This window comes from Sphingobium sp. R-21 (genome assembly GCF_049913335.1).
GTDB lineage: Bacteria > Pseudomonadota > Alphaproteobacteria > Sphingomonadales > Sphingomonadaceae > Sphingobium.
This window is the reverse complement of the sequence record NZ_CP184374.1, coordinates 1,400,546-1,421,777: the sequence shown is the minus strand read 5'-3', so window position 1 is coordinate 1,421,777 and position 21,232 is coordinate 1,400,546. Positions and strand designations below refer to the sequence as shown.

Here is a 21,232-nt window from a genome sequence, read left to right as displayed (position 1 = left end):
CCCCTTTTCCTTTGCATTGCGGGATCGGTCCTCTTTAACGGGGATTTAACCACGGCTGCTTCATGGTCCGCCGCCTATCCATGAGGCGGTGGAATGGACGAGTTACTCCAGGAATTCATATCGGAAACGCGCGAGACGTTGGAAGCGTTGGCGGGGGAGGTCGTCGCCTGGGAAGCAGACCCTGAGGACCGCGATCGCCTGGATGCCATTTTCCGCTTCTTCCATACGGTGAAGGGGAGTTGCGGTTTCCTGAACCTGCCGCGCTTCGAACGGTTGAGCCACGCCGCCGAGGATGTTCTTTCGGAAATCCGGGCGGGCAAGCGGATTGCCGATCCTGCTACTGTCAGCGCCGTGCTGGGCATCATGGATCGCATCGCGGAACTTGCCGAGGCGGTGGCCATTGGCGCCGCGTTGCCGCAGGAGAATGACGATTATCTGATCGCGGCCCTGACTGGCAGGCTCGCTGAGACGGAACCCACCGTAACGGACGAGGAGATGTCGGCGCCGATTGTCATGCGGACTTCCGCGGGACAATCGGCGCCGCGTACGATCCGCTTGCCGCTGTCGCTGATCGACCAATTGATGAATGGCGTGTCGGACATGGTGCTGGCGCGGAACGAACTGTCGCGCAAGCTGCGAGAACGGTCGACTGATCCGGAACTGGAAAGCGCCTTCGAACGGCTGTCGACCTGCGTCGCTGACATGCGTGACGCCATTTCCAAGACTCGGATGCAGCGCGTCGATCGATTGTTCACTGCCATCCCGCGCATGGTTCGCGACCTCAGCAGGGAATTGGGCAAGCGCATTGACCTCAGCCTTGAAGGCGGCGATGTCGAAATGGATCGCGAAATGGTCGAGATGGTCGTCGACCCGCTTACCCATATCGTCCGCAACAGCATCGACCATGGCATAGAAGCGCCCGAAAAGCGCCGCGCGCTGGGCAAGCCCGAGGCGGGGCGGCTGAGGCTGGAGGCGCGTCAGTCGGGCAATCAGATCGTCATCGAGATTTCCGACGATGGGCAGGGCATCAATACCGGCCGCCTGGTCGACAAGGCGGTGGCGGCGGGTCGCCTGACGCCGGATGGCGCAGCGCGAATGAGCGAGGCGGAAAGGCTCGACCTGATCTTCCACCCCGGCCTTTCGACCGCGAACCAGGTCACGGCCATTTCCGGACGCGGCGTCGGCATGGATGTGGTCCGCGCGAATGTGGAGCGGATCGGCGGGGTCATCGCGCTCGACAACCGTCCGGGCTGCGGGCTGACCATAACCTTGCGGGTGCCGCTGACGCTGACGATCATTCCGGGACTGATCGTGCGAGCAGGCGACCTGCATTTCGCCATTCCGCGCGCTGCGGTCGTGGAAATATTGCATGACAACAATGAGATGCTGACCATCGCGGAAGTGGGCGGCGCCAAGATCGCGACGATCCGGTCGGTCCGCCATTCGATGATCGACCTGGAAGATGTGCTGGGCATGGAACGGGTCGCGCAGACTGGACCGCGCGTATTGATGGTGGTGCGTTCCGCAACCGGCGTTCCCTTTGCCATGGGCGTGTCGGCGGTCGAAAATCACGAGGAATTGGTGATCCGTCCTGCCTCGCCGCTTGTGATGGCGTCGGGTGTCTATGCCGGCATGACCTTGCCCGACAATGGTAAGCCGATGCTGTTGCTGGATGCGGCGGGACTGGCCAATGCGGCGCGTTTACCCAACATCGTCGACGACCAGGCGGAGGGCCGGGCGGGGCAAAAGGAAGAAGCGCAGGGCGTCGAGATGGTGTCCGCCTTGCGGTTCGAGGAATATTCGGGGGAGTGGCGACTGCTCAAGCTCTCGCTGATCGAGCGGGTGGAGGACATCGATGCCCGGCTGTTCGGCCAGTCGGGCGGGCGCGGCTTCGTGCGGCTGGACGGACGGCTGGTGCCGGTGGCCAATGGCCATCACGCCTTTGCCGGGGAGAAGGTCGCCGCGCTCCGCCTGCGCGATGGTACGCGGGAGGCCTGCTACCCGGTCGCCGCGGTTCTGGATATCGTGGAAATGCCTGCCGTGCCGGACATGGTGGCGATGCACGGCTTGTTGAGCGGCGTCGCCGTGATCGATGGCGAGCATCTGGAGGTGATCAACCCGTTCGCCCTCTTCGCTGGACTGCCGGAACAGCCGATGGTGGAGCGGACTGGGGGGCGCTGTCTGCTGGCCGACAGCGAGGATGGCTGGACCCGTGAAATATTGGCGCCGCTGCTTCGCCAGGCCGGGCATGAGGTGGTGATGGGCCTGCCCGCTGGCGAGGCGGTCGACCCGCAGGATGTGGTATTGTTCACCGGATCGGACACGTCGCCGGCCAACGAACTTCTGGGCTGCCGAATTGTCCAGTTGCGCGCGACGCCTCGTCCGACCGGCCCCCAGGACAGCAGCATCTATCGCTACGATCAGGACGCGCTGATGGCTGCGCTCGCTGGATCGGGGCGTCAGGCCGGGAGGACAGCCCAATGAACCAGCTTTACCTCTTCGCCACGTTGGCCGGTACGAGAATCGCGGTAGAGACCCGGGAGGTCGAGGCGGTGGTCAAGCTCACCGACATTTCGCCCGTGCCTGGCATGGGCGCACATGTCGCCGGCCTTTCCGCGCTGCGGAGCCGCGTGTTGACGGTCATCGACGTCGCGGCGCTGGTACGGGGGCGCAAGACACCCGCACAGCAGCGTGGCTTTGCGATCATCGCCGACATCAGTGGCCATAGCTATGGGTTGATGGTCGACGCCGTGCACGACATCTGCCAGGTGCCGGTGGGCGAATTGCCGTTGCGCGGCCAGTTGGACCCTGCCTGGATACCCTATGCTCGCAGCCTGGTGGAGCATGAGGGGCAACCCTATCTGCTCGTGTCGCTGAGCGGCTTCATTGAGGGCTGCTCGGTCACGCAGGCGGCATGATTTCGGATGGGCATGACGATCTCGTGCCGGCGTTTACCAAATCCTCGCCTTTGCTGATTAGGACTTGCACGGATGGGACGCAAAATAAGGGACGCATTATGAAAAACTGCCTGGTGGTGGATGATTCCAAGGTCATCCGCAAAGTCGCCCGCCACATATTGGAATCGCTCGACCTGTCGGTGAGCGAGGCGGTCGACGGCCGTGACGCCCTTACGCAATGCGAGACATCGGTCCCCGACGTGGTGCTGCTGGACTGGAACATGCCCGTGATGAGCGGCATGGAATTCCTCCAGGCGCTGCCGGATGCCAAGCTCTCCTCTCGGCCCAAGATCATCTTCTGCACCACCGAAAATGGCATCAGCCATATCAAGGCCGCGGTCGAAGCGGGCGCAGACGAATATGTCATGAAGCCATTCGATCGCGAAACTCTGGAAAGCAAGCTGACGATCGTCGGCGTCATCTAGGCGTCGCGTCCGGATTCGGTGCCCCCGTCGGCACTCCTTGCTTGTTCAGTTCGCCTTTGTTCAGAAAGACTTGCTTCGATGACTGTTCACGTGCCGATCATGGCCTTCAGCCGGGGTGAGGATGCGCCGCTGCGCACCCTCATCGTCGACGATTCGGTCGTGGTAAGGACGGTCATAGAGCGGATATTGAATGCCGATCGCAGATTTTCCGTCACGCACAAGACCAATAGCGCCGAACATGCGCTCGGCTATTTGCGGGACCATGAGGTCGACCTGATCCTGCTCGACATAGAGCTGCCGGGACAGAGCGGCCTCATGGCACTGCCGGCAATCCTGAAGACCAATCCGCGGGCCAAGGTCGTGATCCTGTCCGGTAATTGCGGGGAGGGGAGCGCCGCGGCAGTCGAAGCTCTGGCCCTGGGTGCCAGCGACATACTGGCAAAGCCAGGTAGCGGCAGTTTTGGCGAGCAGTTTCCACAGGCGCTGATGGACCGGCTGTCGCGCCTGTTCAGCGGCAACGCCATGGCTGTCGCGGTTCAGCCGCCCCAGCATATCGGCCCGCAGCAGGTGACCCAGCCACTCGCCTGCCTCGGCATCGGTGCATCGACCGGAGGCATCCACGCGCTGGGGCGGCTTTTCGCGGGCCTGGCTGATCCATTGGGCGTGCCGATCCTGCTGACCCAGCATCTTCCCGCCAGCTTCACCCATTATTTCGTCGAGCAACTGGGACGCATGACATTCCTGCGCGTCAAGGTGGCGGAACAGGGCGAAATATTGGTCCCTGACGTCGTCTATGTCGCGCCGGGCGACGCCAATCTCCAGCTTCGACCAGGTCTTTATGGCCGGGTTTCCGTGGTGCTGAATGCGCAGCGCACGCCCACCGGCAACCTGCCGGGCGTCGACCCGATGTTCGCCAGCATGGCGCAGGCCTATGGCGCCGGCGCGGCGGGCGTGGTGCTGACGGGCATGGGGCGGGACGGGACAGCGGGTGCGCGCGAAATCGTCGCGGCCGGCGGATGGATCGTGGCGCAGGATGAAGCAAGCAGCGTCGTTTGGGGAATGCCCGGATCGGTCGCCGGAGAAGGATTGAACTGCGCCCTGCTCGAACCCCATGCGATCATGGACTTCGTGGCGCGAAGAGGAAAGAACAGAAACTGATGGCATTGCCCCCTTCGGCCGACTCCCTTTCGTCCGGTGCCGCTTCGCCGGTCCCTGCGGCACGCGGCGCGGCGCGCATTTTTTCCGGCCTGCTGGAGGCGCGCACTGGGCAGGTTTTGTCCGAAAACCGGGCATGGCGGATGGAGACGGCGCTGAAGCCCGTGCTGCGCGCCCACGGCCTGGGTGACATGGATGCGCTGGCGGCCCGGCTGATCGCACATAAGGACGCGGCGCTGGAAAACGACGTGGTCAATGCGCTGCTGAACAATGAAAGCAGTTTTTTCCGCGACCTCCAGATTTTCGACATGATCCACCGCCATATCCTGCCGCGCATTCATGCCCAGCGATCCGACAGGACGCTGCGCATCTGGAGCGCAGGCTGTTCGACAGGGCAGGAAGTCTATTCGCTGGCGATCCAGCTCTGCAACGATATGGCGAAGTGGCGCGGCTGGCGGATAGAGATATTGGCGACCGATATTTCCACTGCGGCCATAGCCCAGGCAAAAGCAGGCATCTTCACCCAGATGGATGTGCAACGCGGCTTGCCGGTGGGCGACCTGCTCAAATGGTTCGATCCTGCGGGCGATGACTGGCGAGCCAATTCGGCTCTGCGGCAGATGATCGATTTTCGAACCGACAACCTGTTCGACGCACGTGCGCCGCTGGGGGAATATGACCTTCTGCTCTGCCGCAACGTGCTCCTCTACTTCACCCCCGAACGCCGGCAGTCCGTACTGCGCCTCCTCGCGCGGCACAGCCATTCCGGCTCGGTCCTGCTGTTGGGCGCGGGCGAGACGGTGATCGGTCACAGCGAGGACTTTGTGCCTCATGCGGAATTTCGCGGCGGCTATGGACGCCGCGCCGAGGCGGCGGGGCAGGGGAATGAAGAGCGGCGGCGGGCGATCTGATCGATCTGATAGCTGCCGCGGGAAAATGCCGCAGCCCGCTTGATTGGCCTGCCGCTGTCGGCCATGGTCTGTTCGCGCCCTATCGAGGCGTTGACGGACGAATGCGAGCGACGGGCCTCTGGCGATGAACGACTTTCCCATGATCGACACGCCATCACCCAATTTCGACGAACGCGGCCTGCCGGTTTCGATGCTGGTGCTGCACTATACCGGGATGGTGGATGCGGCGACGGCGATCAACTGGCTCGTCAGCCCGGAATCCAAGGTTTCCGCCCATTATGTCGTGACCGAGGACGGGCAGGTCATTCGCATGGTGGATGAAGAAAAGCGCGCGTGGCATGCGGGCCGGGCCCATTGGCGCGGCATTGACGATATCAATTCCGCCAGCATCGGGATCGAGATCGTCAATCCAGGCCATGAATGGGGCTATCGGCCCTTTCCGGACGCGCAGATGGGGTCGCTGATCCCGCTGATCCACCAGATCGTGCAGCGCCACAAGATCACCCGCGGCAATATCGTCGGGCACAGTGACGTCGCTCCGGCCCGCAAGCAGGATCCTGGCGAGTTATTTCCCTGGGCCCAGTTGGCGCGGCTGCGGCTGGCCCTGCCGCGCCCCACCAGGAATCTCATGGACCCGCATTGGAGCGACGGGGGCTTCATGCTGGCGCTCGAACGCTTCGGCTATGACATTGCCGAGCCGCGGGCGGCGGTGGTGGCGTTTCAGCGCCGGTTCCGGCCGGAACTGATCGACGGGATCATCGACGGAGAATGTCGCGCCATCCTGTTGGCCCTGCTGTTGCCGAAGCCGCAGGGCGACGATTGAGCGGAATGATGATGCAAAGGGATGACGAGCGCCGCTGACCTGTGTATAGGCGCCTCTGCCAGAGGGCCGGGCGGCCGCGGCGTGGCGGGTAACTTCCACGGCGAGGAAAGTCCGGGCTCCACGAAATGACGGTGCCGGCTAACGGCCGGCTGGAGTGATCCAAGGGACAGTGCAACAGAAAGCAGGTCGCTACAGCTTCGGCTCAGCGAAATTGAAAGGGTGCGGTAAGAGCGCACCGCGCCTCCGGCAACGGAAGGCGGCACGGTAAACCCCACCGGGAGCAAGACCGAATAGGGGCGGCGCGCAGTTTTAGGCTGCTAGGCCTGTTTCGGCTGAGACCGCCCGGGTTGGTTGCTTGAGGGACGGAGCGATCCGCCCCCTAGAGGAATGGTCGCCACCTCTCGCAAGAGGGGGACAGAACCCGGCTTACAGGCCCTCTGGCATTGGGATTCTCGCCATCCGACGATGGGGAGGATTTGAAATGAAGGCAATTTTCATCAGCAGCCGGGGTGGCGTTCCGCCTGCGGCCTGCCTAATTTGGAACCATGGCAAGAAGCAGCCGATCCAATGACTGGGGCTTTCCCCGCTGGCGCAGCTATGGCGCATCGCGTGAGGCGCAGCAGGTGCGCCTGTGCGACCGGCATGGCTGCGACCGGCCTGGCGCCTGCCCCGCGCCCAAATCGCCGAACAGCCGCGAGCGCTGGTATTTCTGTACCGATCACGCGGCGGAATATAATCGCAACTGGGATTATTTTCAGGGTCTCGACCAGGAAGAACGCGATCAGCGCGAACGTACCGAGCGGCGTGATGCGGGCGGCTATCAGAACAGCGCCTACCATGGCTGGGGCGGGCCGGGAGACGGCACCCGGTCCCGTGACGAACTGCATGCGCTGCAGGCGCTGGAACTGGAGGACGACGCCGATTTCGATGCCGTGAAGAAAAGCTGGCGGCGTCTGGCCAAGGAATATCATCCCGATGTGAAGCCTGGCGATGCACAGGCCGCCATACGCTTCCAGACGATCCAGGCCGCCTATGAAGTGCTGAGGGCCGCGGAGGAGCGCCGGACATGGAAGCCGCGGGAGCGGACGGATTGAAGGATCGCATCGGGTCGAACTGGGATCATGCGGTGCTTGTCTGCCGCAAATGTTCGAAGAAGCTGGACGGCGGCTTCGGTCCTGAGGGTGACGAGCGGCTCGCCAAGGCGTTGCGGCGGCATCTTTCGCTGAAGAAGGGACGCAAGGCGGCGGCGGGGATCGTGGAGGTGAATTGCCTGGGCGTCTGTCCAAAAGGGGCAGTGACGGTCGTCGACGGCGCGCAATCCCGTGACTGGTTGCTGGTGCGGGCTGGCGCTGACCTGAATGAATTGGCCGAGGCGCTGAATCTCGTCCCGGTGGGGGAAGGCTGAGTTCAGCCTCCGCGCATTATCCGGGCCGGTTCGATCAATCCGGCATCGGACAGCAGGGGCATCAGCAATCCTTCTTCCTGGTGCAGCCGATTCATGATGCTGGCCAATATCTCACGGGTTTCGCGACAGAAGCCGGTCCATTCGCGTTCGATCCGGTCATCGCTCCATCGTGCCATATAGGCGGCAAAATCGCCGGCGATGGGAGCCATTTCGCTTTCGAGACGGGCGGCCGTGCTTCGCAGCTTTTCATGTCGTTGCCGCTGCATGTTGGGATAGAAAATCCGGTCTTCCAGCGCCAGATGCGCCATCAGCAGCCGCGCGAACTGCCAGCGCAGCGTACCCAGTCTTTGCGGAACATTGTCATCCGCGATCGCCTGACGAAAACGGACGGCCATCGCCTCTATCTCATCATGCTGTTTCTGCAAATTCTGCAAACTTTCGAGGTCCATGCGCTGTTCCCTCATCCCCGTGGGATATTCCCCCAAGCCGGGTTAAGAAACAGTTGTCGGGACTTCAAAGGTTCGAGGAGCGGGAGGCCCGCCGCGCACTGCGAGCGGCGGGCCTTCTCCAATCAGGCCGGCTGGTCGGCGCGGCTGACGCCTTGGCCGTCGAGATTCTGCGCGGCGAAGTCCCAGTTGATCGCTTCCTTGAGGACGCGGTCGGCATAGTTGGGACGTGCGTTGCGATAATCGATATAATAGGCATGCTCCCACACATCGAGGATCAGCAGGGGCTGGTGGCCCTCATGCGCGACGGGCGTGTCCGCATCATGATAGCTGGTGACTTCCAGCTTGCCGTCCTTCAGGATCAACGCAGCCCAGCCGCTGGCGAAATGACCCACCGCCTCGGCCTTCAGCTTTTCGATCAGCGCATCGACCGAACCGAAACCCTCATTGATGAGGTCCAGCAACTGGCCCGACGGCGCGGTCTTGGTGGGAGAGAGCGACTGCCAATAGAAGCTGTGGTTCCAGATCTGGCCAACCTGGTTGAACAGGCCACCCTTGCTGGACTTGATCAGCTCGACCAGCGACTTGCCCTGGAGAGAGGCGTCGGCCGCGACCAGTTCATTGGCCTTCACGACATAGGCATTGTGGTGCTTGCCATGGTGGAAGTCGAAGGTTTCGGCGGTCAGGATGTCGCCAAAGGCATCCTTGGGATAGGGCAGGGGGGGCAAAACAAAGGCCATGTCGGAACTCCTCGGGTTCTTGGATCGGATGGCCGCATAACGATGATGCGGCCGGAAGGCTCCCCGCCCCTAGCAGTGTTATCGATTGACGAAAAACAGGATATTTTCGTCTAAGATACGGAAATATCCATGTGACATCGGCGTAACGATCGCATAGCATCACCGGTCAGGCCGTCAGGAGAATGCGGCGGTCGGAACTTTGGGGGAAGGGTCCATGGCAAAATTCTTCGGCAATCTGCATCTTGTCCTGGCTGCGGGGCTGCTGCTCGCGATCATAGTGATGTTCGGCGCGCATGCGGGGATGGTGGATGCGAACACGATCTTTCGATGGCTGCACCTGTTCTTCGGCATCACCTGGATCGGGCTGCTTTATTATTTCAACTTCGTCCAGATCCCCACCATGCCGAAAATTCCGGCTGAACTGAAGCCGGGCGTTTCCAAGCATATCGCGCCTGCGGCCCTGTTCTTCTTCCGCTGGGGCGCGGCCATGACGGTGCTCACGGGTCTGATCGTGGCCTGGCTGGCGGGTTATGTCGTCCAGGCGCTGACCTTGCAGCAGCCTTATCTGCTGATCGGCATCGGCATGTGGCTGGCGCTGATCATGGCGTTCAACGTCTGGTTCGTGATCTGGCCGAACCAGAAAAAGGCGCTCGGCATCGTTCCGGCAGAGGATGACGTGAAAGCGAAGGCGGCGACCACCGCGATGATGTTCAGTCGCATGAACACCCTGCTTTCGCTGGCGATGCTCTATTGCATGGTCAATTTCAGCTGATGCCTGATCAAGGGGGCGGGTGTCTGGTGACGCCTGCCCCCGGGCAGGTTTCGATCTGATCAGATCCACCGGCCTTAGAGCGCGTTGCGTTAAATCCGAATCATGCAGCGCGCTCTATGCTTTTGATGTCGCATCGTTTTTGCGCAAAACCGGTTCCCACTTTTGCGCACGATGCTCTAGCCCTGCGGCGGGGTCGTTTCGCCAACCTCGTCACTGTCGAGCGTTTCGCCCAGGTCGAGGCCGTGGCGCATCAGCATCGGGATGTTTGCGGCGGCGAACAGGACCGACACTATGGTAACGCCCCAGACCTTGACGGCGAGCCAGCTGTCGAAGCTCATCGTCCGGCGCATCACCTCATTGGCGAGCGCCATGGCCACGAAGAAGAAGGCCCAATTGCGCGACAGCTTCCGCCAGCCGGTCTCGGTCAGGCCGTCATAGGCCGCCTGGAGGAGATATTTGAGTAGCGCCTTGCCGCGCATCAACCCGGCAAACAGCATCAGTGCGAAGAAGGCGTAGATGATGGTCGGCTTGATCTGGATGAAGCTCTGGTCGCGGAAATAGATGGTGAGGCCGCCGAAGAAGAGGATCAGCAGAGCCGACAGCCAGAGCATGGGGGAGACCCGGCCGAGCTTCACGCGGGAGATGATCACGGCGATGACGATCGCAGCCATGAAGGCGGCCGTGCCGAACATCATGGCGGTGATCGGATTGCCCGGACCCCAGAGCCAGCCCGCGCCCTTGTAGGTGAGGAAGAAGACGAGGAGCGGGCCGAAGTCGAGCGCGAGGGACAGGTTGCCGTTGTGGGTGGTTTTTTTTCGATTATCCATTGTGCGCTTCCGTGCTCCTGCGAAGACAGGAGCCCAGGCCTGCCGTCTGAACTGGGCCCCTGCCTTCGCAGGAGCACGTTGTTGCCTTGGGAGGGGTCGGTTCACCGCGCATAGGCGGTTCCCGCTATCGCCCGCGCCATGTCGCCTGGATCGAAGGGGCGCAGATCCCCGATCTTCTCACCGACACCAATGGCATGGATGGGCAGGCGGTATTTCTCCGCCGCTGCGACCAGTACGCCGCCGCGTGCCGTGCCGTCCAGCTTGGTCATGACAAGGCCTGTTACCTGCGCGAATTCCTTGAACACCTCGATCTGGTTCAACGCATTCTGTCCCGTCGTCGCATCCAGCACCAGCACAACGTCATGCGGCGCCGCCGGGTTCAACCGGCCGAGCACGCGGCGAATCTTCGCCAGTTCATCCATCAGTTCGGTCTTGTTCTGGAGACGGCCCGCCGTGTCGACGATCAGCACGTCGATGCCGGTGGCGGTGGCCTGCTTGACCGCGTCGAAGACGATGCCCGCCGCGTCGCCGCCTTCCTTGCCCGCGACGATGGGAATGCCCAGCCGCTCGGCCCACACCTTGAGCTGGCCGATGGCGGCGGCGCGGAAGGTGTCGCCCGCCGCCAGCATCACGCCATAATCCTGCTCCAGGAAGAGGTTGGCGAGCTTGGCGATGGTGGTGGTCTTGCCCGATCCGTTGACGCCGATGACCAGGATCACCTGCGGGCGTGGGAAAGCCTCTATCTCCAGCGGACGGGCAACGGGAGCGAGAACCTTCTCGATTTCCTCCGCGATGATCTCCCGCAGATAATCTTCGGTCAGTTCGCGATTGTAGCGGCCCTCGGACAGGCGGTCGCGCACGCGGGCGGCCATGGCGGGGCCAAGGTCGCTGATAATCAGCGCTTCCTCGATCTCGTCCAGCGTCTGTTCGTCCAGAGCCGCCTTGGTGAAGAGGCCGGTGAGATTTTCGCCGAGCTTGTCGGACGTGCGCTTGAGGCCGCCGAAGAGGCGATCGCGCCAGGATGTTTCAGCCATGTCTATCCACCAGCGTCATCCTCACCTGCGCGGGAATGAGCGAAAAATTGTCTTTCACGCCGCCTCTTGCGCGATCAGCGCGCCATTCTCAAGGGCCGTGATGGTCGCAGGGACGATGAAGGAGGGCGATTGCGGCGTCGAAAATCGCACGGGCGCGAAATTTTCGGCATGGCCAGAAAGGCCGTTGCGCTCCACCAGCACGGATTGCCGGCTGCCGATCAGGCTGCGCAGCCAGCGTTCCCGTTGCGCCTCGCATGCCGAACGAAGGCGGGCGGCGCGGGCTTTTATCACGGCCCGGTCAACCTGCGGCATGCGGGCGGCGGGGGTGCCCGCGCGCGGGGAATAGGGAAAGATATGGCCATGGACGACGGCGCATTGCTCGATCAGCCTGACGCTGTTTTCGAACATGGCATCATCCTCTGTCGGAAAGCCGGCGATGATATCTGCGCCGATGCTGATGTCCGGACGGGCAGCCTTGAGGCGTTCGACGATCGCTATGGCTTCGGCGCGGCTGTGACGGCGCTTCATGCGCTTCAGGACCATGTCGTCCCCGGCCTGGAGCGACAGGTGCAGATGCGGCATCATGCGCGGCTCATGGGCGAGGAGGTCGAACAGCCGTTCGTCGATCTCCACGCTGTCGAGCGAGGAAAGGCGCAGGCGGGAAAGGTCGGGCACGCCCTTCAGGATGCGTTCGACAAGCAGGCCGAGCGAGGGCGCGCCGGGCAGGTCCGGGCCATAGCTGGTGACGTCCACGCCGGTAAGCACGATTTCCCTGTACCCCGCGTCGACCAGTTCACGCGCCTTGTCGATCACCGCGCCTGCGGGCACGGAACGGCTGTTTCCCCGGCCAAAGGGGATGATGCAGAAGGTGCAGCGATGATCGCAGCCATTTTGGACTTCAAGGAAGGCGCGGGCATGTTCGGCGAAGGCGCTCGCCATATGCGGCGCGGTTTCGCGTACCGCCATGATGTCGGATACCAGGGCCTTCTCCGACGCATGGGCCGTGTAGTGGGTGGGGTCCATCTTGTCGCGGTTGCCGATCACCGCATCGACCTCGGCCATTTTCGTGAAGGTTTCCGGCTCCGTCTGCGCGGCGCAGCCGGTCACCATGATTCGCGCATCGGGTCGGTCCCGGTGGGCGCGGCGGATGGCCTGGCGGGTCTGGCGAACCGCCTCGGCCGTCACCGCGCAACTGTTCACGACGATCAGGTCATCCTGTCCGTCGGCCATTTCGCGACCGATAATCTCTCGAATCGCCTCGCTCTCCGCGATGTTGAGGCGACAGCCCAGCGTGATGATCTGCGGCCCGCTCATCTCAGAAGCGTGCCCAGTCAGCCTCGCCGTCGAAGACATGGGTGGCAGGTCCGGTCATCATGATATGTCCGCCCGGCGCCCAGTCGATCACCAGATCGCCGCCCGGCAGGCTCACCGTGGTCGGCCCGTTCACCAGCCTGCGCCGCACCGCCGCCACCGCCGTCGCGCAGGCGCCGGTACCGCAGGCGCGGGTCAGCCCGGCGCCGCGTTCCCAGACGACCAGGCGGATGTGATTTTCCCCCACGACCTGCGCGAAGTTCACATTCACGCGCGCGGGGAAGAGCGGATCATGTTCGATCAGCGGCCCCAAACGGTCGAAGTTCACACCGTCCAGACGGTCCACGAAGAAGATCACATGCGGATTGCCGACATTGACGGCGGCCGGGGCGGGCAGGTCTTCCCAGCTTGTCGGCATGGTCAGCGTGTCCATGGCATAGGCGAGTGGGATCGCGTCCCATTCCAGCCGCGGGGCGCCCATGTCGACGCTCGCGCCGCCATCGACGCCCTTCGCGTCGAGCAGGCCCGCCTTCGTCTCGATCAGCACGTCCCGGCCGACGAACAAGGGCACGCAACGGGTCGCGTTGCCACAGGCCTCCACCTCGCTGCCGTCGCTGTTGAAGATGCGCATCGATACATCGGCGCATTCGCTGTTGCCGATCAGGATGAGCTGGTCGCAGCCGATCCCGGCATGACGGTCGGCAATGGCCTGCGCGCGCGCAGGCGTCATGTCGATCGCGGCTTCCCGCGCGTCGATCACGACAAAGTCGTTGCCCAGTCCATGCATCTTCGAAAAACGGCCCATAGTGCGCGCGCATGTAAGGCCTGCAAGGGCAAAAGGCCAGACTATCCTGCGTTCAGCGCGGCACGCCGGCGCCCATAGAGGAAATAGACCGCCAGACCGACGGCGTTCCAGATCAGGCAGGCGAGGATGGTCTTCACCGGCAGGCTGATGAACAGATAGGCGCAGCCTAGCACCGCACCCAGGCCGACTAGCGTGGCAGCAGGCGTGCGGAAGGGTCGTTTCAGGTCGGGCATCCGCCGCCGCAGGATCAACAGGCATGCACCCACCGCGGTGAAGGCGATCAGCGTTCCCGCATTGGCGAGCGCCGCGATCTCGTCAATGGGCAGCAGGCCGGCGATGATGGCGACGAGCATGGCGGTGACGGCGGTGATCCGGGCGGGCGTGCCGCGCCGGGAGATCAGCGCCAGCCTTTGCGGCAGGAAGCCGTCGCGCGCCATGACGAGGAAGATGCGGCTCTGGCCATAGAGGAAGCCGAGCAGCACCGTGGGCAGCGCGATCACCGCCGCGATGGCGACGATCCGCGCCACCTGCCCCTGGCCCATTTCGCGCAGGATGAGCGCCAGCGGTTCCGGGCTGTCGGCGAAGCGGGTGAAGGGCATCGCGCCGATCGCCGCCGCGGCGACGAGGATGTAGATGAGGGTGCAGACGACCAGCGATCCGACGATGCCGATGGCGAGGTCGCGATCAGGGTTCTTCGCTTCCTCTGCGGCGGTGGAAATGGCGTCGAAGCCGTAAAAGGCGAAGAAGATGATCGCGGCGGCCGCCATGACGCCCCGCTCGACGCCGTCCGGGCCCGTCGACTTGGCGAAGCCGAATGGCATGAAGGGGTGAAGATTCTGTGCGTCGAAGGCGGGCAGGGCGATGGCGACGAACAGGCTGAGGGTGGCGATCTTGATGAGGACGAGCAGGCTGTTCAGACGCGCGCTTTCATGCGTGCCGAGCATCAACAGGCTCGCGACCACGGCGATGATGAAGATGGCCGGTGCGTTCAGGAGCCCGCCCAGTTCCGGCCCCCTGGTCAGCAACTCCGGAAAGCCTGCCGAGGTCAGCAGCGGTGCGGCATAGCCCGACCAGCCCACCGCCACCGTCGACACCACCAGCGAATATTCGAGGATCAGGCTCCATCCGACGATCCATGCAATGCCTTCGCCCAGCACCGCATAGCTGTAGCTGTACGCGCTGCCGGCGGCGGGCATCATGGTGGAAAGCTCCGCATAGGCGAGGGCAGCACAGGCGCAGATCGCGCCCGCAATGGCGAAGGACAGCAGCACGGCGGGACCGGCCCGATCCGCGCCGACGCCGATCAGGGTCAGTATGCCAGTGCCGACGATCGCGCCGACGCCCAATGCCAGCAGATGCGGCCAGGACAGGGTGCGCGCCAGCCGGTGCCCTTCATGGCTGGGCATCATTGCTTCCATCGGCTTGCGGCGTGTCCAGCTCATTGGCCAAATTTCCTTTGTTCTTGGGCTATAGCCGCTCTGGGTGGGCAGCGGACTGAGAGCTTCTGGCTTGTCTTCACGACAAAGCGACGCTCAAGCGGTGTGTCACTTTGCGAGGATTGCGACCCGGATAGCGATAGCAAAGAAAGTCGGCGCAGCTAATATAAGGGCGACTAGAGGGGCACCAAAAGCACCAGGGCCATCATACGGCCCGCCGAGGATCCAATAAGCGCCCACGGCATAGGAGATAACCCACGGCAGCAACCACCTTGAGGGGACTAGTGCCGTCACGACCAGTGGCCCAAAAGCAATTGCTATAATTTTCAGTAATAGCAGGGTTGCAGCTGACATTGATTAGCCTGCCCAATTAGCATGAGTTGAAGTCATGGCTCTTCCGTAGCGAAGGATACTTATCCACAAGCCGAATGTCCGCAAGTGGCCGATTTCGAAGACGCGGTGGATGGTGAAAAATGATCGAAAGCCATCCTCCCCTGCGAAGATCGCGCCGGTTGCATCTCCCCGGTCGTTGCGCTAAAGGCGCCCTGCAATCGGGCGGTTTGCCGTCTGATACCCTGACAGATCCAGGACGCTCAAAATGGGGCATCGGATGGACGCTGGCCGGCGAGGTTTCGCCCGCCGGCGATTTTGTCGTTTGGCAGGGTAGGCACGATTTTCCGGGCCTTTCGGCCCATATGAGGTGATGATGTTCGATTCGCTAAGCGATCGTCTCGGTGGGGTATTCGACAAGCTGCGTGGGCGCGGTGCGCTGACGGAGGACGATGTCCGCGCCGCGATGCGCGAGGTGCGAATCGCGCTGCTGGAGGCCGACGTCGCGCTTCCGGTGGTCCGCCAGTTCGTCGATCAGGCGACGGAACGGGCCGTCGGCAGCGATGTGCTGCGTTCGGTCACGCCGGGGCAGATGGTCGTCAAGATCGTTTCCGACACGCTGACCGAGACGCTGGGCGCCGAAACTTCCGAACTGCTGATCGACGTGACCCCGCCCGCCGTCATCATGATGGTCGGCCTGCAGGGGTCGGGCAAGACCACCTCCACCGCGAAGATCGCCAAGCGCCTGAAGGAAAAAGAGCGCAAGAAGGTGCTGATGGCGTCGCTCGACGTTCAGCGCCCGGCGGCGCAGGAGCAGTTGGCGGTGCTGGGTACGCAGACCGACGTCGCGACCCTGCCGATCGTGCCGGGACAGCAGCCGGTCGATATCGCCAGGCGGGCGCTGCAGTCCGCGAAGCTCCAGGGCTTCGACGTGGTGATGCTCGACACCGCGGGCCGCCTGCACGTCGACCAGGCGCTGATGGACGAGATGAAGGCGGTCGCCGAAGTCTCCAACCCGGCGGAAATCCTGCTGGTGGTCGACTCGCTGACCGGGCAGGACGCGGTCAATGTCGCGACCAGCTTTTCGGCGCAGGTGCCGCTGACCGGCGTGGTGCTGACCCGCATGGATGGCGACGCGCGTGGCGGTGCGGCGCTGTCGATGCGTGCCGTGACGGGCCGTCCGATCAAGTTCGCGGGCACGGGCGAAAAGCTGGACGCGATCGAGCCTTTCCATCCTGCGCGCGTGGCGCAGCGCATCCTGGGCATGGGTGATGTCGTATCGCTGGTCGAAAAGGCCGCCGAGACGATCGACGCCGAGGAAGCCGACAAGCTGGCCAAGAAAATGGCCAAGGGTCAGTTCGACATGAACGACCTGCGCGCTCAGCTCAATCAGATGCGCCGCATGGGCGGGCTGGGCGCGCTGGCGGGCATGCTGCCGGGCCTCAAAAAGGCGCAGCAGGCGATGGCGAACAGCGGCGCGAACGACAAGACGCTGATCCATCTGGACGCGATGATCGGATCCATGACGCCCAAGGAGCGGGAGAAGCCCGCCCTGATCAACGCCAAGCGCAAGATTCGTATCGCCAAGGGGTCCGGCACTACGGTGCAGGAAGTCAACCGTCTCCTGAAAATGCATCAGGAAATGGAAACGGCGATGAAGAAGATCCGCAAGATGGGTGGCCTGAAAGGGCTGGCCAAGATGTTCACCGGCGGCGGCATGGACAAGCTGATGGGCGGCGCGGGTGGCGCGCCGGACCTTGGCGGGCTTGGCGGATTGGGTGGTCTTGGCGGTGGCGGCAACATGCCGAACCTGCCGCCCGGTTTTCAGAATTTTATGAAGAAATAAACAGTTTCAACAGATTAGATTAGAGTAGAAAGGTCAATAACAACATGGCAACGTCCATTCGTCTTTCGCGCGGCGGTTCCAAGAAGCGTCCCTATTACCGCATCGTCGTGGCCGACAGCCGCGCCCCGCGTGACGGCAAGTTCATCGAGCGCATCGGCAGCTACAACCCCGTCCTGCCCAAGGGCGACGAGAAGCGCGTCGTTCTGGACGTCGAGCGCGCGAAGCACTGGGTTGCCGCCGGCGCGCAGCCGACCGACCGCGTTGCCCGCTTCCTGGACGCAGCCGGCGTGAAGGAACGTGCCGCCCGCAGCAACCCGAAGAAGGCCGAGCCGGGCCAGAAGGCCAAGGATCGCGCCGAAGATCGCGCTGCCAAGGCCGCTGAAGCCGTTGAAGCTGCCGAAGCCGCAAAGGCTGCCGCCGCCGAGGCTGCTGCCGCTCCCGCCGAAGAAGCCGCTGCTGAAGAAGCTGCTGCTGAAGAAGCTGCTCCGGCCGAAGAATCGGCGGAAGGCTGAGCCCCTTGACCGACAAGCCCGTCACTCTTGCCGTCATCATCGGCGCGCATGGAGTGGCGGGCGAGGTTCGCCTGAAACTGTTCGGGGAGGGGGCCGAGACGCTCAAATCCTATGATGGTTTCGATGCGGCTGGTGCCAGGCTGACGCTGAAGTCGGTGCGTCCCGGTCCGAACGGCGCCGTCGCCCGCTTTGCAGAGATCGGCGATCGCACCGCTGCGGAGGCCCTGCGCGGCACGGAACTGACCGTCCCGCGCGCGGCTTTGCCTCCCCTGGGGGAGGGCGAATATTATCATGCCGATTTGATCGACCTGCCTTGTTTTTCCAGCGATGGCGAAGGGCTGGGGCATGTCGTCGCGGTCGAGAATTTCGGTGCGGGCGACATCATCGAGGTGGAGCGGCCCAACGGCAAGCGCTTCATGGCGCCGATGCACGCCGTGACCATTGCCGAAGGACGGGCTGTCGTCGAGGCGGCGTTCGCTATTTGATTTTTCGGTTGGCGTGCTCCTGCGAAGGCAGGAGCCCAGTCCTGCCGTCTGAACTGGACTCCTGCCTTCGCAGGAGCGCGTTGTGTAGTTCGAGGGCGAACCATGCCGAAACTTCTTGCCGCTCTCTATCTGCTCCTGATGGTCGCCGCGGGCTGGCGCCTGTTCGGCATGGCATGGTCGCGCGGGCTGAAGATCGCGGCTGCGGCGGGGCTGGTCATTCCCATTCCCATGCTGTTCCTGCTGCCCGCGTTGATGCAGCCTGACCGGCCCTTTGCAGACCTGCTGCGCGCCATCGGCACCGCGCTGATGCTGGGGGGCGCCGTATCGCTGCTGGGCGGCATGGCGGGCGCCTGGCTGAGGGCGCGGCGGGCGTGACCTTTCGCGCGCAGATATTGACGCTCTATCCGGAGATGTTTCCTGGGCCTCTGGCGGTGTCGCTCGCCGGGCGCGCGCTGGCGGAGGGCAAATGGGCCTGCAATCCCATCCATATTCGCGACTTCGCCACGGACCGGCATCGCACGGTGGACGATACGCCCGCGGGCGGCGGTGCGGGGATGATATTGCGCGCCGACATATTGGGCCTGGCGATCGATCATGCGCTGCAGAAGGCGCCCGACCTGCCGGTCATCGCCATGACGCCGCGGGGCGCGCCGATCACCCAGGGGCGGATTCGCGAACTCGCCGCCGGTCCCGGAGCGACCATCCTCTGCGGCCGGTTCGAGGGTTTTGACGAGCGGATTTTCGAGGCGCGGCCGGTCGAACAGATCAGCATGGGCGACATCATTCTTTCCGGCGGGGAAATGGGTGCCCTGATGCTGCTGGATGCTTGCATCCGCCTGCTTCCTGGGGTAATGGGCGCCGCTTCCAGTGGGGATGAGGAGAGCTTCGAAAGCGGCCTTCTCGAATATCCCCACTATACCCGGCCCGTCATATGGGAAGGGCGCGCGATCCCCGAAGTGTTGCGATCGGGGGATCATGCGAAGATCGCCGCCTGGCGGAAACAAAGGGCGGAAGAGGACACACGGCTAAGGCGGCCGGACCTTTGGGAACGCCATATCGGCGTTCGGGACCAGTCGCCCTCTGGTGCGCAACGCGAAGAGTAGGACTTGAAGTCATGAACCTGATCCAGCAGATCGAGGCCGAGAATATCGCGGCCCTTGCCAAGGATATCCCCGAATTCCGTCCCGGCGACACGCTGCGCGTCGGCGTGAAGGTCATCGAAGGTGACCGCAGCCGCGTCCAGAATTATGAAGGCGTGTGCATCGCCCGCTCGAACAAGGGCATGGGCAGCAACTTCACCGTGCGCAAGATTTCGTTCGGTGAAGGCGTGGAGCGCGTCTTCCCGCTCTACTCGCCGAACATCGATTCGATTACCGTCGTCCGCCGTGGCGTCGTGCGTCGTGCGAAGCTCTATTATCTGCGCGGCCGCACCGGCAAGCGCGCTCGCATCGCCGAGCGCCGCGACGTGCGCAGCGAGGATTGATCGCTTTTACGCTGGCTTGACAGTTGTAAAAAAGAGACAGGCGGCGCCCCATGCGGGCGCCGCTTTCCTAAGAAACAGCCATATCAGGCTCCGGTGTCAGTTCCTGAAGCGAGAAGCCAAAGGCCTTGGCGCGGCGCTGGAGGTTGCCGATCACCCGGCTGCGATACCGCTCTTCATATTGGGTGGCGCCGGGATCATGATACGCCATCCCGAAGCGCAGGCTGTTATAAAAAAGGACAGCGATCTTTCGCGCCGTTGCGGTCACGGCTTTCGCCTTTCCCGCTCGGGCAGATAACCGCCGGTAAAACGCGCCCAGCGCGGTGTCGCTGCGGCCGATCGTGGTTGCAGCCAAGCGCAAAAGTGCCGCCGCGCGGCTCGACGATCGCCGTGTCTTTGATGACAGCAGCTTGCCGCCCGATATCTTGTTACCCGGCGCCAGGCATAGCCAGGACGTAAAATGCTTTGAACTGGGCCAAGCCGAAAGGTCGGTGCCGCACTCGCCGACGAGCTTGAGCGCCAGAGACGGTCCGATTCCATGGATCTGTGTCAGGTCCACGCCCAGCACGCGATAAAGCGCGGACCGGACCTCGAAGTCAGGCGCGTTCACCTGCCGTCTTTTAGTCCGGACTTTGGGGAGGCGGCGGATATCGTGCCCCTTGTCGATTTCGAGCGCCTTGAGCGCGACCTCTAGCTTACGATCGCATTCGAGGATTTTGGTCTGATAAAAGTCGTACAAGGCCAGCGACTGGCAGAGTGCAAAGATGTGCTCATCCCGCCAGTTTCCCGACAAGGCGGCGCAAATGGTCTCCACGGACGCGTGGCAACGGACGTCGCGCATTTCCGCCAGCGTGATGGGCGTGCGTTCGCCGGCCACAATGGCCCTGATGATCCGCATGCCCGTAACCCCGGTGATATCGGAAACGACGTGATGAAGCTGCACGTTCATCTCCATCAGCGCCTTCTGCATGTGCTGGATATGGGACGCTGCATATTCGATCAGACGCTCGCGCTGCCGGAGGTAAGAACGCATGGTCGCCACGCCCGCCTCAGGACGGAAGCTCCCTCGCAATAGCCCATAGCTGTGAAGGCGTTGCAGCCAGGCCGCATCGCTGACATCGGTCTTTCGGCCCGGGACGTTCTTGGCGTATCGGGCGTTGACGAGAATGACGTGAAAGCCGTGCTCCTCCAGCACTTCATAGGCCGGGATCCAGTAAACGCCGGTGGATTCCATCGCCACGCTGGTGACACCACTCGCCTTGAACCAACGGGCCATATCATGCAGCTCGCCGGTGAACGTGCCAAATGCCCGCACGGGATTGTCGTCCGCCTGCGGATTAATGGCCGCCAAGTGCATGGTCGAGCCGATATCGATGGCGGCGGCGCCAGGGTTGACCATGGACAAAGCGTCTGAACCTGGGGATTTTGCTCCTGTCATTCCATGTCCTCCTTCAAAGCGGAGGGTATGGGCTATGCCAACCGTCATCTTCCTAATCGGGATCGCCGCAGCACGGCGTCACCACTCTCAAGTA

23 protein-coding genes and 1 other RNA gene are annotated in these 21,232 nt (G+C 63.2%); 16 read left to right on the top strand and 8 right to left on the bottom strand.

Features of this window, described 5'->3' with window-relative positions:
• The first annotated feature begins 93 nt into the window (after window positions 1-93).
• From ACN9MX_RS06690 to ACN9MX_RS06650, 9 genes are all read left to right on the top strand, one after another.
• Window positions 94-2,484, top strand: coding sequence for a chemotaxis protein CheA (locus ACN9MX_RS06690; protein WP_426387407.1), 2,391 nt, complete (start codon window positions 94-96; stop codon window positions 2,482-2,484).
• Entirely contained in the window at window positions 2,481-2,918 is a 438-nt protein-coding gene (locus tag ACN9MX_RS06685) for a chemotaxis protein CheW (RefSeq protein ID WP_426387406.1), read from the top strand. The genes ACN9MX_RS06690 and ACN9MX_RS06685 overlap by 4 nt, the downstream gene beginning before the upstream one ends.
• 98 nt (window positions 2,919-3,016) lie before the next feature.
• The gene (locus ACN9MX_RS06680) at window positions 3,017-3,382 is read left to right on the top strand and encodes a response regulator (protein WP_133654787.1); all 366 of its coding nucleotides are present in this window, start codon (window positions 3,017-3,019) and stop codon (window positions 3,380-3,382) included.
• 78 nt (window positions 3,383-3,460) lie between these two features.
• A complete protein-coding gene (locus ACN9MX_RS06675; RefSeq protein WP_426387405.1) occupies window positions 3,461-4,540 on the top strand; it encodes a chemotaxis protein CheB in 1,080 nt (359 codons plus the stop codon).
• Window positions 4,540-5,448 carry a CheR family methyltransferase gene (locus tag ACN9MX_RS06670; protein ID WP_363826521.1) on the top strand — a complete coding sequence of 303 codons (909 nt, stop codon included), beginning with the start codon at window positions 4,540-4,542 and terminating at the stop codon, window positions 5,446-5,448. The genes ACN9MX_RS06675 and ACN9MX_RS06670 overlap by 1 nt, the downstream gene beginning before the upstream one ends.
• A gap of 124 nt (window positions 5,449-5,572) precedes the next feature.
• Window positions 5,573-6,271, top strand: a complete 699-nt coding sequence (locus tag ACN9MX_RS06665) for an N-acetylmuramoyl-L-alanine amidase (RefSeq protein WP_363826518.1) — start codon at window positions 5,573-5,575, stop codon at window positions 6,269-6,271.
• Between the two features lie 58 nt (window positions 6,272-6,329).
• Window positions 6,330-6,716, top strand: an RNA gene (gene rnpB / locus ACN9MX_RS06660) — RNase P RNA component class A.
• A 100-nt stretch (window positions 6,717-6,816) separates the two neighbouring features.
• Window positions 6,817-7,365 carry a DnaJ domain-containing protein gene (locus ACN9MX_RS06655; RefSeq protein ID WP_426387404.1) on the top strand — a complete coding sequence of 183 codons (549 nt, stop codon included), beginning with the start codon at window positions 6,817-6,819 and terminating at the stop codon, window positions 7,363-7,365.
• A complete protein-coding gene (locus ACN9MX_RS06650; RefSeq protein WP_426387403.1) occupies window positions 7,338-7,676 on the top strand; it encodes a (2Fe-2S) ferredoxin domain-containing protein in 339 nt (112 codons plus the stop codon). Before ACN9MX_RS06655 ends, ACN9MX_RS06650 begins: the two co-directional genes overlap by 28 nt.
• Before the next feature lie 2 nt (window positions 7,677-7,678).
• Here the strand turns inward: ACN9MX_RS06650 and ACN9MX_RS06645 are convergent, their stop codons facing one another.
• Both ACN9MX_RS06645 and ACN9MX_RS06640 read right to left on the bottom strand, forming a co-directional pair.
• Window positions 7,679-8,125: a hemerythrin domain-containing protein gene (locus ACN9MX_RS06645; protein ID WP_363734415.1), complete on the bottom strand. Its 447-nt coding sequence runs from the start codon at window positions 8,123-8,125 to the stop codon at window positions 7,679-7,681.
• Between the two features lie 122 nt (window positions 8,126-8,247).
• Window positions 8,248-8,862: a superoxide dismutase gene (locus ACN9MX_RS06640; RefSeq protein WP_133654793.1), complete on the bottom strand. Its 615-nt coding sequence runs from the start codon at window positions 8,860-8,862 to the stop codon at window positions 8,248-8,250.
• 214 nt (window positions 8,863-9,076) lie between these two features.
• On the opposite strand from ACN9MX_RS06640, the gene ACN9MX_RS06635 reads away from it, so the two are divergent.
• Window positions 9,077-9,634, top strand: coding sequence for a urate hydroxylase PuuD (locus tag ACN9MX_RS06635; protein ID WP_363734417.1), 558 nt, complete (start codon window positions 9,077-9,079; stop codon window positions 9,632-9,634).
• A 176-nt stretch (window positions 9,635-9,810) separates the two neighbouring features.
• Here ACN9MX_RS06635 and ispZ read toward each other — a convergent pair whose 3' ends face one another.
• The 5 genes from ispZ to ACN9MX_RS06610 form a co-directional block, all read right to left on the bottom strand.
• Complete coding sequence (ispZ, locus tag ACN9MX_RS06630; protein WP_363734418.1) at window positions 9,811-10,461, bottom strand: septation protein IspZ; 651 nt, start codon at window positions 10,459-10,461, stop codon at window positions 9,811-9,813.
• A 101-nt stretch (window positions 10,462-10,562) separates the two neighbouring features.
• Entirely contained in the window at window positions 10,563-11,495 is a 933-nt protein-coding gene (gene ftsY, locus ACN9MX_RS06625; RefSeq protein WP_133654796.1) for a signal recognition particle-docking protein FtsY, read from the bottom strand.
• A gap of 54 nt (window positions 11,496-11,549) precedes the next feature.
• Entirely contained in the window at window positions 11,550-12,809 is a 1,260-nt protein-coding gene (gene mtaB, locus ACN9MX_RS06620; RefSeq protein WP_426387402.1) for a tRNA (N(6)-L-threonylcarbamoyladenosine(37)-C(2))-methylthiotransferase MtaB, read from the bottom strand.
• Between the two features lies 1 nt (window position 12,810).
• Entirely contained in the window at window positions 12,811-13,611 is an 801-nt protein-coding gene (dapF, locus tag ACN9MX_RS06615; protein WP_426387401.1) for a diaminopimelate epimerase, read from the bottom strand.
• A gap of 41 nt (window positions 13,612-13,652) precedes the next feature.
• On the bottom strand, window positions 13,653-15,053 hold the full coding sequence (locus ACN9MX_RS06610) for an amino acid permease (RefSeq protein ID WP_426387400.1): 1,401 nt from the start codon (window positions 15,051-15,053) through the stop codon (window positions 13,653-13,655).
• A gap of 697 nt (window positions 15,054-15,750) precedes the next feature.
• Here ACN9MX_RS06610 and ffh point away from each other — a divergent pair.
• The 6 genes from ffh (at window position 15,751) to rplS (ending at window position 19,703) form a co-directional block, all read left to right on the top strand.
• Entirely contained in the window at window positions 15,751-17,223 is a 1,473-nt protein-coding gene (gene ffh, locus ACN9MX_RS06605; protein WP_363734423.1) for a signal recognition particle protein, read from the top strand.
• A 44-nt stretch (window positions 17,224-17,267) separates the two neighbouring features.
• The gene (gene rpsP, locus ACN9MX_RS06600) at window positions 17,268-17,735 is read left to right on the top strand and encodes a 30S ribosomal protein S16 (protein ID WP_426387399.1); all 468 of its coding nucleotides are present in this window, start codon (window positions 17,268-17,270) and stop codon (window positions 17,733-17,735) included.
• Between the two features lie 5 nt (window positions 17,736-17,740).
• Window positions 17,741-18,220 carry a ribosome maturation factor RimM gene (rimM, locus tag ACN9MX_RS06595; protein WP_363734424.1) on the top strand — a complete coding sequence of 160 codons (480 nt, stop codon included), beginning with the start codon at window positions 17,741-17,743 and terminating at the stop codon, window positions 18,218-18,220.
• A gap of 102 nt (window positions 18,221-18,322) precedes the next feature.
• Window positions 18,323-18,595 carry a hypothetical protein gene (locus ACN9MX_RS06590; protein WP_426387398.1) on the top strand — a complete coding sequence of 91 codons (273 nt, stop codon included), beginning with the start codon at window positions 18,323-18,325 and terminating at the stop codon, window positions 18,593-18,595.
• Complete coding sequence (gene trmD, locus ACN9MX_RS06585; protein WP_426387397.1) at window positions 18,592-19,323, top strand: tRNA (guanosine(37)-N1)-methyltransferase TrmD; 732 nt, start codon at window positions 18,592-18,594, stop codon at window positions 19,321-19,323. The genes ACN9MX_RS06590 and trmD overlap by 4 nt, the downstream gene beginning before the upstream one ends.
• A gap of 11 nt (window positions 19,324-19,334) precedes the next feature.
• Window positions 19,335-19,703 (top strand): 50S ribosomal protein L19, encoded by a 369-nt coding sequence (gene rplS / locus ACN9MX_RS06580; protein WP_022681436.1) that lies wholly within the window; start codon window positions 19,335-19,337, stop codon window positions 19,701-19,703.
• A 67-nt stretch (window positions 19,704-19,770) separates the two neighbouring features.
• Here the strand turns inward: rplS and ACN9MX_RS06575 are convergent, their stop codons facing one another.
• On the bottom strand, window positions 19,771-21,099 hold the full coding sequence (locus ACN9MX_RS06575; RefSeq protein WP_426386846.1) for an IS110 family transposase: 1,329 nt from the start codon (window positions 21,097-21,099) through the stop codon (window positions 19,771-19,773).
• Window positions 21,100-21,232 lie beyond the last annotated feature (133 nt).